This window comes from Streptacidiphilus pinicola, from assembly GCF_003258295.1.
Lineage (GTDB): Bacteria > Actinomycetota > Actinomycetes > Streptomycetales > Streptomycetaceae > Streptacidiphilus > Streptacidiphilus pinicola.
Window position 1 is genome coordinate 312 of the sequence record NZ_QKYN01000050.1, and the last position, 14,029, is coordinate 14,340.

The 14,029-nt window shown below is 73.0% G+C and carries 11 protein-coding genes and 3 pseudogenes; 11 read left to right on the plus strand and 3 right to left on the minus strand.

Features of this window, described 5'->3' with window-relative positions; all coding sequences use genetic code 11:
- Positions 1-292 (minus strand): annotated as a pseudogene (locus DN069_RS40040) (hypothetical protein); the annotation flags it as partial.
- Positions 293-437: 145 nt separating this feature from the next.
- Between DN069_RS40040 and DN069_RS13255 the strand changes: the two are divergent.
- A complete protein-coding gene (locus tag DN069_RS13255) occupies positions 438-1,028 on the plus strand; it encodes a hypothetical protein (RefSeq protein ID WP_133259909.1) in 591 nt (196 codons plus the stop codon).
- Between the two features lie 9 nt (positions 1,029-1,037).
- Here DN069_RS13255 and DN069_RS13260 read toward each other — a convergent pair.
- Positions 1,038-1,506: pseudogene (locus DN069_RS13260) on the minus strand (SIR2 family NAD-dependent protein deacylase); the annotation flags it as partial.
- Between the two features lie 177 nt (positions 1,507-1,683).
- Between DN069_RS13260 and DN069_RS13265 the strand changes: the two are divergent.
- The 4 genes and pseudogenes from DN069_RS13265 (at position 1,684) to DN069_RS41510 (ending at position 6,280) form a co-directional block, all read left to right on the plus strand.
- Positions 1,684-2,541, plus strand: a complete 858-nt coding sequence (locus DN069_RS13265) for a M24 family metallopeptidase (RefSeq protein ID WP_111501158.1) — start codon at positions 1,684-1,686, stop codon at positions 2,539-2,541.
- Positions 2,538-4,382, plus strand: a complete 1,845-nt coding sequence (locus DN069_RS13270) for an SDR family oxidoreductase (protein WP_111501152.1) — start codon at positions 2,538-2,540, stop codon at positions 4,380-4,382. Before DN069_RS13265 ends, DN069_RS13270 begins: the two co-directional genes overlap by 4 nt.
- A gap of 50 nt (positions 4,383-4,432) precedes the next feature.
- Positions 4,433-5,338: pseudogene (locus DN069_RS41505) on the plus strand (metal-dependent hydrolase); the annotation flags it as partial.
- A gap of 198 nt (positions 5,339-5,536) precedes the next feature.
- Positions 5,537-6,280, plus strand: coding sequence for a PDR/VanB family oxidoreductase (locus DN069_RS41510; RefSeq protein WP_279387895.1), 744 nt, complete (start codon positions 5,537-5,539; stop codon positions 6,278-6,280).
- A 55-nt stretch (positions 6,281-6,335) separates the two neighbouring features.
- On the opposite strand, the gene DN069_RS13280 is transcribed toward DN069_RS41510, so the two are convergent.
- Positions 6,336-7,325: a lysylphosphatidylglycerol synthase transmembrane domain-containing protein gene (locus tag DN069_RS13280; protein ID WP_165845487.1), complete on the minus strand. Its 990-nt coding sequence runs from the start codon at positions 7,323-7,325 to the stop codon at positions 6,336-6,338.
- Between the two features lie 220 nt (positions 7,326-7,545).
- Between DN069_RS13280 and DN069_RS13285 the strand changes: the two genes are divergently transcribed.
- The 6 genes from DN069_RS13285 to DN069_RS13305 all read left to right on the plus strand — a co-directional run.
- Positions 7,546-8,982 carry a wax ester/triacylglycerol synthase domain-containing protein gene (locus DN069_RS13285; protein WP_111501154.1) on the plus strand — a complete coding sequence of 479 codons (1,437 nt, stop codon included), beginning with the start codon at positions 7,546-7,548 and terminating at the stop codon, positions 8,980-8,982.
- 71 nt (positions 8,983-9,053) lie between these two features.
- Positions 9,054-9,839, plus strand: coding sequence for a TetR/AcrR family transcriptional regulator (locus tag DN069_RS13290; protein WP_111501155.1), 786 nt, complete (start codon positions 9,054-9,056; stop codon positions 9,837-9,839).
- Between the two features lie 81 nt (positions 9,840-9,920).
- Entirely contained in the window at positions 9,921-10,952 is a 1,032-nt protein-coding gene (locus DN069_RS13295) for a cation diffusion facilitator family transporter (protein WP_111501156.1), read from the plus strand.
- 203 nt (positions 10,953-11,155) lie between these two features.
- Positions 11,156-11,905 carry a hypothetical protein gene (locus tag DN069_RS40045; RefSeq protein WP_165845488.1) on the plus strand — a complete coding sequence of 250 codons (750 nt, stop codon included), beginning with the start codon at positions 11,156-11,158 and terminating at the stop codon, positions 11,903-11,905.
- Positions 11,906-11,913: 8 nt separating this feature from the next.
- Entirely contained in the window at positions 11,914-12,564 is a 651-nt protein-coding gene (locus DN069_RS40050; protein ID WP_165845489.1) for a copper chaperone PCu(A)C, read from the plus strand.
- A gap of 249 nt (positions 12,565-12,813) precedes the next feature.
- The coding region (locus tag DN069_RS13305) for an AfsR/SARP family transcriptional regulator (protein WP_133259910.1) at positions 12,814-14,029 on the plus strand (1,216 nt) is incomplete at its 3' end.

Consider the following 14,029-nt stretch of genomic DNA (forward strand, 5'->3'; position numbering starts at 1 on the left):
GCGGCGACCGCCGCCGCGCCTCCTCCGCGTCGGCGAAGCGGCGCCAGACCTCCTCGCTCTGCACGAACAGCTCCACCGGCCACCCCGCGTACCGCAGGCTCTCCCGGTAGCTCGGATGCTCCGCGCCGACCAGCACGAGCACGTCCAGGTCCGACGTCGGCGTCCGCTGCGCGGTCAGCACACTCCCCGCGACGAACGCGGCCCTGGCCTCGGCGAACCGCTCGGCGACCAACTCCCGCGCGGTCTCGACCGGCTGCGTGCGCTGATCCGCGCTCGCGGGTGTCTCGTCCATGATCCAACCGTATCGCCCGCGGGCTTCCCTGCTCTCAGGCACAATGCTGCGCGAGCGAGAGCAGCGAGCCGAACGGGGGGTGCGCATGCTGCCGTACCGCGAACACCGAAGTGCCTGGAACTTGCGGTTGGTGATGGTCACCGTCGTGCTTCCGCTCACGGTGGAGGCCGTTTTCGCCGTGCTCGGGGTGCTGGTGAACCCGGGGTGGTTCACCATGAACGTCGTCCTGCTCTTCACCCCGCCGGGGCTGGTCTGCGCCGCGCTGGTCCACCGGAACCGTCCCACGGGCATCGTGGTGGACGAGTCGGGCATCCGGATCGGCGCGGTCGGCTCGTCGGCCGCCGCCGGGCGGCATCCCACCGTCAACCACCAGAGCTGGACCGTCTTCCGCTGCCCCCGCGAGTCGGTCATCTCCACCCGCGTGGTGACGGACCCCGCCAGCCTGCGCGAGCTGCGCACCTCACCGGAACTCCGGACCCTCACCAACCGCTGGTCCGTGCCGCGCACCATGCGGACCTGCAAGCTGGGCGTCCTCACCGCCCCGTTCATGCGCGCCGCACTCGTGATCGAGCTGACGCCCCACGACGTGACCTTCCCGGACGTCCGCCCGGCCCGCTTCTACCGCGGCAGGAACGGCGGCTCCTCCCGCCGGATGCACGGCGAACCCAGCCTCACCTGGGTCGCCCCCACCCGCCACCCGGAGGCACTCCGCGAGGCGCTCAGCCACCTCTCGTAGGCGTCCCCCTCATTCCCCCGGCCATTGCGCCCCCGCGTCCGATGCGAGGCGACGGAGGAGGGTGGGGACGCTGGTGCCGATCGGTTCGCGGATGACCTCCACCGCCCGCGTCGTCGTAGGGGGTCGGGTCGGCGTTGACGACGATGAGGCGGGCGCCCGCCGCGAGGGCGAGGTCGACGAGGCCGGCGGCGGGGTGGACCTGGAGGGTGGTGCCGACGGCGAGCAGGAGGTCGCAGGCGGCGGCGATGGCGCGGGCCTGGCCGAGCACCTCCGGGTCGAGGTGCTCGCCGAAGAAGACCGTGGCGGGCTTGAGCACGCCGCCGCAGACGGTGCAGCGCGGGTCGGTCTCGCCCGCGCGGACGTGGTCGAGGGCGTCGGCGAGCTCGCCGCGCCCGTGGATGGGAGCACCCCCGGCCGAAGGCTGGGGGAGCACGCACTGGGTGCGACGTGCGGTGCCGTGGAGTTCCAGGACCTTCCGGCGCCCGTGAGCGCAGCGACGAGGGGGCGGCGGGCGGTGTCGCTCATGCAGGGAAACGTAGCGAGCGGACGGTCGGCAGGCGACCGGGTTTTCGTCCTGACGGCCATGACGAGGAGCAGCGGAAAACTCGGCGCGGACACCTGTTGCGCGAACCTGACTCAGCAGTATGTTGACACCATGTCTAATAAGCAGCCGGCCTGGGCGCCGGAGGACCTGGACCGTTTCCGCGCCGTCCAGCAGCTCGCCTACCGCTGCGCGGAGGCCGTCGCTGCGACGCTGGAGCCGGGTGTCACCGAGAAGCAGGCCGCCCGGCGCATGCGCGAGTGGCTGATGGAGAACGGCGCGGACGACTGGTTCCACGTGCCGTTCGCGTGGTTCGGGGACCGCACCACCTTCCACAGGTTCCGGACGCCGCTGCAGTTCTTCCCGACCGACAAGCGACTTGAGGAGGGCATGCCGTTCATCCTCGACTGCGCGCCCGTCGCCGACGGCTACACCGCCGACATCGGTTACGCCGGGAGCCTCGGCGGCAACGCCGTGCAGGAGCAGATCCTCGGTGACCTGCAGGAGTACCGCGCGCTGATCCTCGCCGAGGTGCGTGAGCGCAAGCCGCTCAACGAGATCTACCGTTCCGTGGACGCGCTCATCGCCAAGCACGGCTACGACAACCGCCACCGCGTCTACCCGGGCCGGGTCCTCGCCCACCAGGTCACCCGCCTGAAGGCGCGCGGGCCGCGCACGGTCGTGGCCGGTTTCGGGATCCGCAGCCTGCAGACGCTCGGCCGGGAGCTGGTCGCCGAGCGCATCGTCGGCCGCTCGCCGCTGTGGGCGGACGGCAAGTCCTCCGGCCACGCGCCGACCCCCGGCCTGTGGGCCGTCGAGCCGCACCTGGGCCTGCGCCGGATCGGCGCGAAGTTCGAGGAGCTGCTCGTCGTCACCGAGGACGACGCGTACTGGTTGGACGACGACCTGCCGCACGTTCGCGCCTGGGCGGGTCAGGCGCCCACCACCAGCGAGAAGGAGACCGTCGCGTGAAGGAGCTGCAGACCTACGTCACCGCGCCCGACGGGGTGCGGCTCGCGGTCTTCGAGTGGGGCGAGCGCTCCGCCGCGACCACTGTCGTGCTCGTGCACGGCTACCCCGACACCCACGCGGTGTGGCGGCCCATCGCCGAGCAGCTCGCCGAACGCCACCACGTCGTCGCCTACGACGTGCGCGGGGCCGGGCAGTCGGACGCGCCGCGCAAGGTCCGGTCCTACACGCTCCCCACGCTGGAGGCGGACCTCGGCACGGTGCTGCAGGAGGTCAGCCCGGACAAGCCGGTGCACCTGGTCGGGCACGACTGGGGCTCGATCCAGTCGTGGGAGTCGGTGACCGGTACCGCGCTGGCGGACCGGATCGCCTCGTTCACCTCGATTTCCGGCCCGTGCCTGGACCACGTCGGACAGTGGTTCCGCAGCAAGCTGCGGCAGCCGACCCCGCGGGCGCTCGGACAGCTGGCCTGGCAGGGCGTGCACTCCTGGTACATCGGCTACTTCCACCTGCCGCTGCTGCCCCCGCTGCTCTGGCGCACCGCGATGGTCAAGGGCTGGCCGGCGCTGCTGCACGCGATCGAGGGCGTGCCGCGCGGCAGCGGCGCGCCGACGTTCCCCACCGACGCGGTGCGCGGGCTGGCGCTCTACCGGGCCAACATGATCCCCCGGCTGACCCGGCCGCGGCAGCGGCCCACCGACATCCCGGTGCAGGTCGTGCTGCCGCAGAAGGACCTCTACGTCACCCCCGCGATGGCCGGTCAGGCGCCGCAGCCGTTCGTGGGGCGGCTCTGGCGGCGTCCGCTGCGCGCGGGGCACTGGGCGCCGCTGACGCACGAGGGCGTGCTGGCGGGCTGGATCGACGAGTTCGTCGACCACATCGAGGGCGCCCCGGCGGCGCCCGGACTGGAACGGGCGCAGGTGAGCTCCGGCCGCGAGGGCGGCGGGTCCGAAAAGGCCGGCGGCGCCAAGAGGGGCCGCTCCGGCAGCGCAACCAGCGCCGGTGACACGGCCGCGTCCGCGCAGCACGCCGGGAAGCTGGTCGTGGTGACCGGCGCGGGCAGCGGCATCGGGCGGGCCACCGCGCTGGCCTTCGCCGAGGCGGGCGCCTCCGTCGTGGCCGCGGACCTCAATGCCGATTCGGCCGCGCGCACCGCCCAGTTGGCCTCGTTGCTCGGCGCGGGGCGCAGCGGCTCCTACGCGGTGAACGTCTCCGACCCGGTCGCGATGGAGGAGTTCGCCAAGGCCGTGCACGCGGAGCACGGCGTGCCGGACGTGATCGTCAACAACGCGGGCATCGGCCTGGGCGGGGCGTTCCTGGACACCCAGACCTCCGACTGGGACGCGGTGCTGGGCGTCAATCTGATGGGCGTCGTGCACGGCTGCCGTCTCTTCGGCGCGATGATGAAGGAGCGCGGCGAGGGCGGACACATCGTCAACATCGCCTCGGCCGCGGCCTACCTGCCCTCGCGGACGCTCTCCGCCTACGCCACCAGCAAGGCGGCGGTGCTGATGCTCACCGAGTGCCTACGAGCCGAGCTGGCCGACCAGGGCATCGGCGTCAGCGCTGTCTGCCCAGGCTTCGCCAACACCGCCATCGCCAAGGCCACCCGCTACGTCGGCGTCAGCGCGAACGAGCAGGAGCAGCTGCGGGGCAAGGCCGACCGACTCTACCGGCTGCGCAACCTGCCGCCGGAGCGTGTCGCGGAGGCGGTACTGCGGGCGGTCGAGGAGAACCGGCCGGTGGTACCGGTGGCCGCGGAGGCCCGGATCGGACGGGCGCTCAGCCGCCTCTCCCCCGGCACGCTCCGCTTCGTCGCCCGCCGCGACCTGACGCCTCGCTGAGGCCCTCCCCTTCTCTCTCGCAACGCCATGATCCACGAGGAGCCCCCACCGTGACCGCACTCGAGGTCAGCACCGAGCACACGCCGCTGCAGGCGCGTCGCGTCAGCTTCGACTGGGCCCAGACGCCGCTGCACTGGGTTCCGAACGACCCGTTCTCCACTCACATGATCAACGTCCTGCACCTGCTGCTGCCGGCCGGCGAGCGCTGGTTCGTGGACGTCTACAAGCAGGCCCTGCCGCTGGTGCGGGACCCCAGACTGCGCGAGGACATGATCGGGTTCATCGGCCAGGAGGCCGTGCACTCGCAGGCGCACTCCACGGTGCTGGACCACATGATCGCGCAGGGCCTGAACCCTTCGCCCTACACCGACCAGATGGACTGGTTCTTCGAGCACCTGCTCGGCGACCACACCGCGCCGCCGGCGGCCACCGCCTGGTGGCTCAAGGAGCGGGTGGCCCTGATCGCGGCGATCGAGCACTTCACCGCCGTGCTCGGCAAGTGGGTGCTGGAGGCGCGCGGCTTCGAGCGTTACGGTGCCGACCCGGTCATGGTGGACCTGCTGCGCTGGCACGGCGCGGAGGAGGTCGAGCACCGCTCGGTCGCCTTCGACGTCTTCCAGCACGTCGACGGCCGCTACGGCCGCCGGATGCGGGCGATGACGACGGTCTTCCCGACGATGTTCTGGCTGTGGGTGCGCGGCGTGAAGTTCTTCATCGCCAACGACCCGGAGCTGACGCCCGCCCAGCGCAAGGCGCTGGAGCCCAAGGTCAAGGACTGGGTGCGGGCGGCCAAGGCGGAGCTGGTGCCCTCGCCGAAGGAGATCTTCACTGCTGTGCCGCGCTTCATGCGCAAGCGCTACCACCCGACCCAGGAGGGCTCCACTGCCAGGGCGCTGGCCTACCTGGCGGGTTCGCCGGCGGCACGGGCGGCGGCCGAGGAGGCGGAGGCGGCGACGCGTCCGCTGCAGTTGGTGGTCAGCGAGCGGCGGGAGCCGGCCGAGGGCGTGGCGGAACTGGTGCTCTCGTCCGCGAGCGGTGCTCCGCTGCCGGAGTGGGAGCCGGGCGCGCACCTGGACCTGCTGCTGCCCTCGGGCCTGGTACGGCAGTACTCGCTGTGCGGGGACCCGGCCGACCGCCGCTCCTACCGCATCGGCGTGCGGCTGACCGAGGAGACCCGCGGCGGCTCGAAGGAGGTCCACGAGACGCTGACCAGCGGCGCGTCCGTCGAGGCGCACCGGCCGCGGAACCGCTTCCCACTCGCGCCGGGCAAGGGTCCGCGCCTCTTCGTCGCCGGTGGCATCGGGATCACCCCGATCCTGGCCATGGTGCGCGAGAGCGCTGCTCGCGGAAGTGACTGGCAGCTGCTCTATGTCGGGCGCTCTCGTTCGAGCATGCCGTTCCTCGACGAGATCAGTGCTCTCGCAGACGCCGAATCCCGAGTCACGGTGGTCGAGACGGACGTCGAGGGCCTGCCCGACCTGTCCGTCGCCCTGGAAACCGCCCCGCACGGCGCGATCGTCCACGTCTGCGGCCCCGAGCCGCTGATGGAGGCCGTCGTCGACACCCTCGCCGAGCTCCGCCCCGGCGTCGAGGCCCGCCTGGAGCGCTTCCACCCCGCCGAGGGCTCCGCCCACGGCGACACGGTCGAGGTCGAGCTGCGCCGCAGCGGCGCGCGGCTGACCGTCCCGGCGGACCGCAGCGTGCTGAGCGCTGTGCGCGAACAGCTCCCGAACCTGGCCTACAGCTGCGAGCAGGGCTTCTGCGGCACCTGCAAGGTCCGCGTCCTCGGCGGCACGCCCGAACACCGCGACGCCCTGCTGACGGTCGAGGAGCGCGCGGACTCGATCCTGATCTGCGTCTCCCGCAGCCAGGACGGCAAGCTGGTGCTGGACCTCTGAGCGCCGCACGGCACGTCGGCCCCGAGCCCCGGGGCCGACGTGCGTCGCGCTCGCGTCAGAGCGCCTCGCGCCGCTGCAGGTAGAGGAACGAGATCCAACCCGGGATCAGCGGGAGCCAGAACGTGCACAGGCGGTAGACCAGCACCACCGGCACCCAGGTGGCCACGGCCACGCCGGTGGTGACCTGGAGCGAGTAGGCGAGCGCCGCGTCGGAGGAGCCGATGCCGCCCGGCATCGGGATCGCGGAGCCGACCGCCGAGCCGACCAGCTGCGCGAAGGCGATCTCGGGGAAGCTCGCCGACTGCCCGAAGGCGCGGGAGCAGCAGTAGAGGCTCACCACCGCCATCAACGTGACCGACAGCTGGCCGACGAAGCCGACCGTCAGCTTGCCGGGCTGGCGCAGCAGCTCACGGAAGCGCGGCCCCGCCTCACGCAGCCGCGCGGCGAGCCAGCGGCGCAACCGCGGCACGCCGACGCAGACACCGATACACGCGGCCAGCGAGCCGACGACGATGAGCAGGGTGGCGCCGGTCGGCAGCGAGGCGCCGTAGTTGGCGCCGATCCAGGTGCCGAAGAGGACGAGCAGCAGCACGTGCAGGACGAAGCCGACGATCTGGCCGAGCGCGACGCTGGCCAGGGCCTGGGTCTGGGCGATGCCGGAGCGGGCGAGGAAGCGGGTGTTCACGGCGGCGCTGCCGAGCCCACCGGGGGTGGCGAGGTTGACGAAGAAGCCGGAGAGCTGCGCGAGCAGTGCTCTCCTCAGTGACACCCGCTCCGGCACGAAACCGACCAGCGCGAACATCGCCCCGATCGAACCGAACGCCGCCGCGCCCACGGCCGGCACCAGCCACACCGCGTTCGCCCGCTCCAGCACGGGCACCGGGTTGGCATTGTGCCGCAGCACCTGCAGCAGCACGACGTAGACGACGATCGCGCACAGGACCAGGGTCACGACGCGGCGCATCCGCAAGCGCTTGGGCGGACCGGTCACGTCCGGCGGGCCAGGCGCGGCCTCGTCGGGGGCGAGCTCAGGACCGGAGGTCATGACCCAGCACTCTCCGCTTCCTCCCGGTCGGGTGGCGTCGATCCCGCCCCCGGAAGGATATGACCTCAGGCCGCGGATCCGCCCGTGACATGCCCTTCCCGTTCCCGAGCGGCCATCGGACAAACCTGAAACTTCTCGGTACGAACACCTTCCGGCAACACACGACGGGAAGACTGCGAACGGACCGGCAGACTCGACGTCCGCCGCGGAAGGGACGCCCATGACGACCAGGCTCAGCCCGTTGGACCATGCCTTCTGGAGCCTGGAATCACCTGACGCGCCCATGCACATCGGTGCCCTCGCCGTCTTCGGCAGCGGGCCCGCGGGACCGGTCGACGCCTACGCCGTGGCCGCGCTGCTGGCCGAGCGGGCGCAGCGGATCCCGCGGCTGCGCCGCCGGGTGCGGCCCTCGTGGAACCCGCTGGAGGGTCCCCGCTGGGAGGAGCAGCCGGGCTTCGACGCCGCCGCGCACATCGTCCGTCACCAGCTGCCCGAGGAGGTGACCGCGGACCCGTCCGACGAGGGGCTGTGCCGGATCGTCGGCGAGCTGATGGCGCGGCCGGTGTCGCGCGAGGCGCCGCCGTGGGAGATGCACCTGCTCGGCCCGACCAGCGGCGGCGTGGACCGGGAACCGGTGCTGTTCCTGCTGCTGAAGGTGCACCACGCCGTGGTCGACGGGCTCAGGGCGATGGAACTCGGCCTCGGCCTTCTCGACGGCTTCGCCGAGGCCGGGAGCGGTACTCGGACCCGCGACGCGAACGGCGCTCGGACCGCTGACGCCGCCACCCGGACGCCACCCCCAAGCCCCGAACCGGCCGCCGGACCGGCCGCGCTGCGGCCGCTGCGCCTGCTGCGCTCCGTGCCGCTGGAGGCCCGGCGGACGCTGCGCGCGACCGAGATCGCGGGCAGCGCGCTGGTCGCCGCCGTCGACGGGGTGGAGCGGGCCGTGCTGCACCCGTCCCCGCTGCGGCCCTCCCTGCTGCGCGCCGCCGCACGGCGGCCAGCACCGGCCGCGTCCGGGCTCGGGCTGGCGCTGCCGACGGTCGCGGTGGACGACGTCCGGCGGATCCGCAAGGAGCACGGCGGGACGGCGAACGACGTGGTGCTGGCCGTGCTCGCGGGTGCCCTGCGCGACGCGGGCGAGCGCGCGGACGTGCGGGTGCTGGTGCCCGTGAGCGAACGCGGCCGCCGCTCCGGGTCCGGCGCGCGGACCGCCGGCAACCGACTCTCCGGCTTCCTCGTGGACCTGCCGGTCTCCGAGCCCGACCCGGTGACCCGTCTGCACCGGGTCCGGGACGCGATGGACGCGCGCAAGGCGGCCGGGCCGCGACGCGGCGCGGGCGCGGTGGCGCTGCTGGCGGACCTCGTCCCGGCGGCCGCGCACCCGTTCGCCGCGCCGCTGCTGCGTCCCTCCGCGGGGCTGCTGTTCGACTCGCTGGTCACCAACGTGCCGCTGCCGGACCTGCCGTTCGCGCTGGCCGGCATGCCGCTGACGGCCGTGCACCCGCTGGCGCCGCTCGCCCGGCACCAGGAGCTGTGCGTGGCGGTCAGTGCCTTCCGAGGCCGGCTGCACCTGGGCCTGCGCGGGCGTTTCGCCACGCCTCGGCTCGCCGCCGCCGTCGACACGGCGGCCGCGGAACTACTGGCGACATGCTGAACATCTGACGGAACACCTGACTGAACATCTGTACGGGGAGGGCGAACCATCGAGCCGTTAGGCTTCGCACCATGACCGCTGCCACGGGGACCACCGGTGCCGCCGCTTCGCGGCCGCGACGTCGGCTCAGCGTCGAGCAGCGGCGGGAGCAGCTGATCGCCGTCGCGCTCGAGATGTTCGCCCGGCATCCTCCCGAGGAGGTGTCGATCGACGACATCGCCGCGGCGGCCGGGGCCTCACGCCCGCTGGTGTACCACTACTTCCCCGGCAAGCAGGCCCTGTACGAGGAGGCCATCCGGCGGGCCGGCGAGCAGTTGGCAGCGCTCTTCGAGGAGCCGCAGGAGGGGGCGCTGTCCGAGCGGCTGCACCGGGTGATGGGCCGTTACCTCGACTTCGTCGACACCCACGGCCCCGGTTTCGCCGCGCTGCTGCGCAACGCGTCCCCGGCCGCGAGCCCGGGCACGGGCGCGGTCGTGGACCAGGTCCGGCACGCGGCGGAGCGGAGTGTGCTGGACCACCTGGCGCTGCCGGACCCGAGCCCGCGGATGCGGCTGGCGGTGCGCACCTGGATCGGCAACGCCGAGATCACCGCACTGGCCTGGCTGGCCGACCAGGAGCAGGGCAAGCGGCTGCGCCGCGACGAGCTGCAGCTGAAGCTGGTGCAGGAGTTCGTGCTGCAGCTGCTGGTCGCGCAGCAGCACGAGCCGGAGCTGGGGTCGCGGCTGGGCGGGTATCTGGCCCTGGAACGCCCGGACGGGCCCGCAGGTCAGCTGTTGCAGCAGCTGGTGGGGCTGCTGTCGGACGGGGAACTGTCCCAGCAGGTGCTGCGGCTCTCGGCCGGCGGGCATCAGATATGAATGATTGTTCATTCCTTCCGGTATAGTTCCTCTCGGGCGCCGTTCCACGTGCCCTGATCCACCGAGCCAGAGGAGCGACCCGTGAGCCACGACCACGAACACGGCCACGCTCACCACGACCACGGCGGGCACGACGACCACGGCCACGGCGGGCATGCGGGACACAGCCACGGCGTCTCCGCGGACGCGGACCGGCGCTACCTGGTCGCCGCCCTGACGCTGATCGCGGCCTTCATGGTCGGCGAGGTCACCGTCGGTCTGCTGGCCCACTCCCTGGCGCTGGTCTCCGACGCGGGCCACATGCTCACCGACGCGGCCTCGATCGTGCTGGCGCTGATCGCCATGCGGCTGGCCGCCCGGCCGGCCAAGGGCTCGCTCACCTACGGCTTCAAGCGCGCCGAGATCCTCTCCGCCCAGGCGAACGGGATCACCCTGCTCGCGCTCGCCGTGGTCTTCTTCTACGAGGCGATCCGCCGCCTGATCTCGCCCCCCGAGGTCGCGGGCGGGGTGGTGCTGGCGACCGCGCTGGTCGGCATCGTCGTCAACGTCATCGCGGCCTGGCTGATCTCGCGGGCCAACCGCACCAGCCTCAACGTCGAGGGCGCCTACCAGCACATCCTCAACGACGCCTGGGCGTTCATCGCGACCGCCGTCGCCGGTCTGGTCGTGCTGCTGACCGGCTTCGACCGGGCGGACGCGATCGCGACGCTGGTCGTCGCGGCGCTGATGCTGCGGGCCGGCTACGGCCTGGTCCGGGAGTCCGGGCGGATCTTCCTGGAGGCGGCGCCGACCGGCCTCGACCCGGACACGGTGGGCGGCCGGCTCGCCGCCCTGCCCGGCGTGGTGGAGATCCACGACCTGCACATCTGGACCATCACCTCCGGCTACCCGGCGCTCTCCGCGCACGTGCTGGTCCGCGACGACCTGGACTGCCACGCGGTCCGGCTCACCCTCGAACACGAGCTGCGCGAGCGCTACGCGATCGACCACACGACCCTCCAGGTCGACCACGCCTCGCCGGAGACCCTGCAGTTGGGCACCGCCGGCGGCCCGGCGGAGGACGCGGCCCACTGCCGCGACCCGCACGGCAGTCCGCACCGCGCGGCGCACTGAGCCGGGCGGCCCACCGCACCACTCGCGCCCCGCGCGTGGCCGTTATCAAGCTGTGACGCTCTGATTTGCCGCCAACTCGGACAAACCCGGAACGCTGCTCTCCCCACCCAGGTCAGTCTTACGAAACGCTTAGCGGACCGCGCACTAACGTGACGCCGCGGGGACGCGACGCGCCCTCGTCAACGAGCAGCCACCGAGGACCGATGAGCCAGAACAAGCCGTCACAGGCCGAGCGCCGCCGCATAGCCCAGGAGAAGATCGCCGCTCAGCGCGCGGCCGAGGCCCGGCGCCAGCGGACGATCACCATCTCCATGATCGTCGGCGGTGTCGTCCTGCTCGCCGGCGTCGGCGTCCTGGCCACCTGGGCCGTCAACAACACCACCGAAACCAAGACGAAGGCCGCGGCCAGCGCCGCGGCCAGCGCCGTCAAGAACGACCCCACCATCGACAAGAACCCGAACCTGCTCGCGTCGACCGCCCACCAGGCCTACGGCCAGGACGTGGACGGCGTCGTCAAGAGCAACTCGATGGAGCAGACGGTCTACCACATCCACTCGCACCTGCAGGTGTTCGTGGACGGCAAGCAGACGACCATCCCCTACGGCATGGGGATCGTCCCGCCGCTCCAGCTCCAGCAGCAGCAGGACGGCACCCCGTTCGTCGCCGGCGGCAGCAAGTTCTACTTCCTGCACACGCACGACGAGAGCGGCATCATCCACGTCGAGTCGCCCACCGAGCAGCAGTACAACCTGGGCAACCTCTTCGACCTCTGGGGCCAGGCGCTGACCAGCAGCAACATCGCCGGTCACCAGGGGCAGCTGACGGTCTTCGTGGACGGCAAGCCGTACACGGGCGACCCGCGCGCGATCCAGTTCAAGAACCTGGAGAAGATCCAGATCGACGTCGGCCAGGTGGTCCCGTACAAGGACTGGACCTGGCCCTCGGGCTACTAGGCCGCATCGTGTCGCAGCAGACGCAGCCGGACGACCCGGAGCGCGCCGACGGCGCGGCGGAGCTCGAGGCCCTGGAGGCCGAGGCCGCCGCGCTGGAGGCCGCCGCCGCACGCCGCGGCGGCCTGCCGGGCGCCCGGCGGACGCTGCTGGTCCTGGGCCCGCTCGTCGCGCTGCTCGCCTGTCTGCTGCTCTTCGTCGGCCACGGATCCCGGGGCGATGTCGCGGCGGCGAGTACGCCGTCCGCGCCGCCCGCGCGCCTGGGGCTGTTCTCGTCGTACCTCGACCCGCCGGTACGGGCCGCGGGACCGGTCGAGGCCTATCTGACGATCCGCAACAGCGGCGCCTCGCCGGACCGGCTGCTCGACGTGAGCACACCGTGGGCCACGACGGTCCGGTTGGTCGACGCCTCGGGCCGCGCCCAGCCGTGGATCACCGTCCCCGCGTCCGGCTCCGTCACGCTGCGGCCCGGCGCGCTGCACCTGGAGCTGTCCGGGCTGCGCCGCACGCCCAAGCTGCACGACGTGATCCAGCTCGACCTGACCTTCGCCCAGTCGGGCACCGTCCACGCCTGGGCCCCGGTCGGACCGGCCAACACGCTCACGGTCGAGCAGGTCATGCACGCGATGGACTACATGGACCGGCTGCCGCCGCTGAACTGACGGCGCGAGTGCGCACATGGATCGAGGCCCCACACTCCGCCGAGCGTGGGGCCTCGTCCTTCCCCCCGAACGCAGGGGTCCCCCGGGCAGGTCGGGCCGCTGCGGCAGTGCTGCGACTCCCCCTCGCAAGCCGCACCACCGGCGCAACGGCCCGAGCTGGTGTGATCATCCTGCCGGGGGGCCGCGCGATACCCGTAAGATCGGCGCAAGACGGGCCGGTTTCCAAGGGTCCGCGGGGAGGTGACCGGGATGCTGCGCTTCGCCCTGCTCGGGCCGGTGGCGGTCGGTGAGGACGGCGCGGAGCCCGTTCCGCAGCCCGCGGGAATCCCCACGACCGTCCTGACGGTGCTGCTGCTCCACGCCAACCAGGTGGTCGCGCGCGAGCGGCTGGCTGCCGCCGTCTGGGGCGCGGAACCGCCGACCGCGGCCGCCGCCGGGCTACGCAACCACGTCTCGCGGCTGCGCCGCCAGCTCGGCCCGCACGCCGGGGCGCGGGTGCGGACCGTCGCACCGGGGTACCGGATCGAGGTCCACGACGGTGAGTTGGACGTCCAGCGGTTCCTCGACGACAGCACGGCCGGACGCCAGGCGCTCGCCGAGGGCGACCTCGTCACGGCACACCGCCTGCTCTCCGGCGCGCTCGCGCTGTGGCGCGGCGATCCGCCCGCCGACCCGGCGACGACGCCGGAGCTGACCGCGCGCTTCCACGGCTGGCAGGAGAACCGGCTGCTGGCCGTCGAGGGCCGGATCGAGGCCGAGCTCGGGCTCGGCCGCCACCACGACGCGGTCGCGGAGCTGCGCGCGCTCACCGCCGAGCATCCGCTCCGCGAAGGTCTGCACGGGCTGCTGATGCTCGCCCTCTACCGCTCCGGCCGCCAGGCCGAGGCGCTGGACGTCTACCGCGGCGTACGCACGACGCTCGCGGACGAGCTCGGCGTCGACCCCTCCCCCGCACTCCGGCGCCTCCACTCCGGCATCCTCCGCGCCGACCACCGCCTCGACGCTCCCACCCCCGACGCCGGCGGGCCCACCGCGCTCCGCGGGCGAGGCGCGGTCCCCCCGGCCACCCGCCAACGCCCCTACATCGCCGCACCGCGCGCTGACGGCGCGACCAACGGCGCAGAGCCCCCTCACCCGCGCCGACCGCTCCACCCCGGCGAGTCGCGAACGGACCGCCGACTCGACACCCCCACGCCCGGCAGCAGCCTCAACACCGAGCCCGCACAGACGCGTCGGCCGCTCCACCCCGACACGGCGCGCGCGAACCGTGAACTCGGCCCCACCACGCCCGGCGAGGACGAGCTCGCGGCGCAGCCCGCGCACGAGCGCCGACGGCTGCACCCCGACACGCGGCGCGCGGAGCGGCAGCCCGACGCCCCAGGGACGAGCGAGGAGACAGAGCCTCCCCACCCGCGCCGGGCGCTCGACGCCGCCGGGACCGGCGAGGACGAGCTCGCGGCGCAGC

What these genes read in the sequence shown, in the direction of transcription:
- DN069_RS13290 (WP_111501155.1), top strand. Translation starts at nt 9,054, where the DNA reads ATGACCGCTGCCACGGGGACCACCGGTGCCGCCGCTTCGCGGCCGCGA.
- DN069_RS13285 (WP_111501154.1), top strand. Translation starts at nt 7,546, where the DNA reads ATGACGACCAGGCTCAGCCCGTTGGACCATGCCTTCTGGAGCCTGGAA.
- DN069_RS40045 (WP_165845488.1), top strand. Translation starts at nt 11,156, where the DNA reads ATGAGCCAGAACAAGCCGTCACAGGCCGAGCGCCGCCGCATAGCCCAG.
- DN069_RS13265 (WP_111501158.1), top strand. Translation starts at nt 1,684, where the DNA reads ATGTCTAATAAGCAGCCGGCCTGGGCGCCGGAGGACCTGGACCGTTTC.
- DN069_RS13280 (WP_165845487.1), bottom strand. Translation starts at nt 7,325, where the DNA reads ATGACCTCCGGTCCTGAGCTCGCCCCCGACGAGGCCGCGCCTGGCCCG.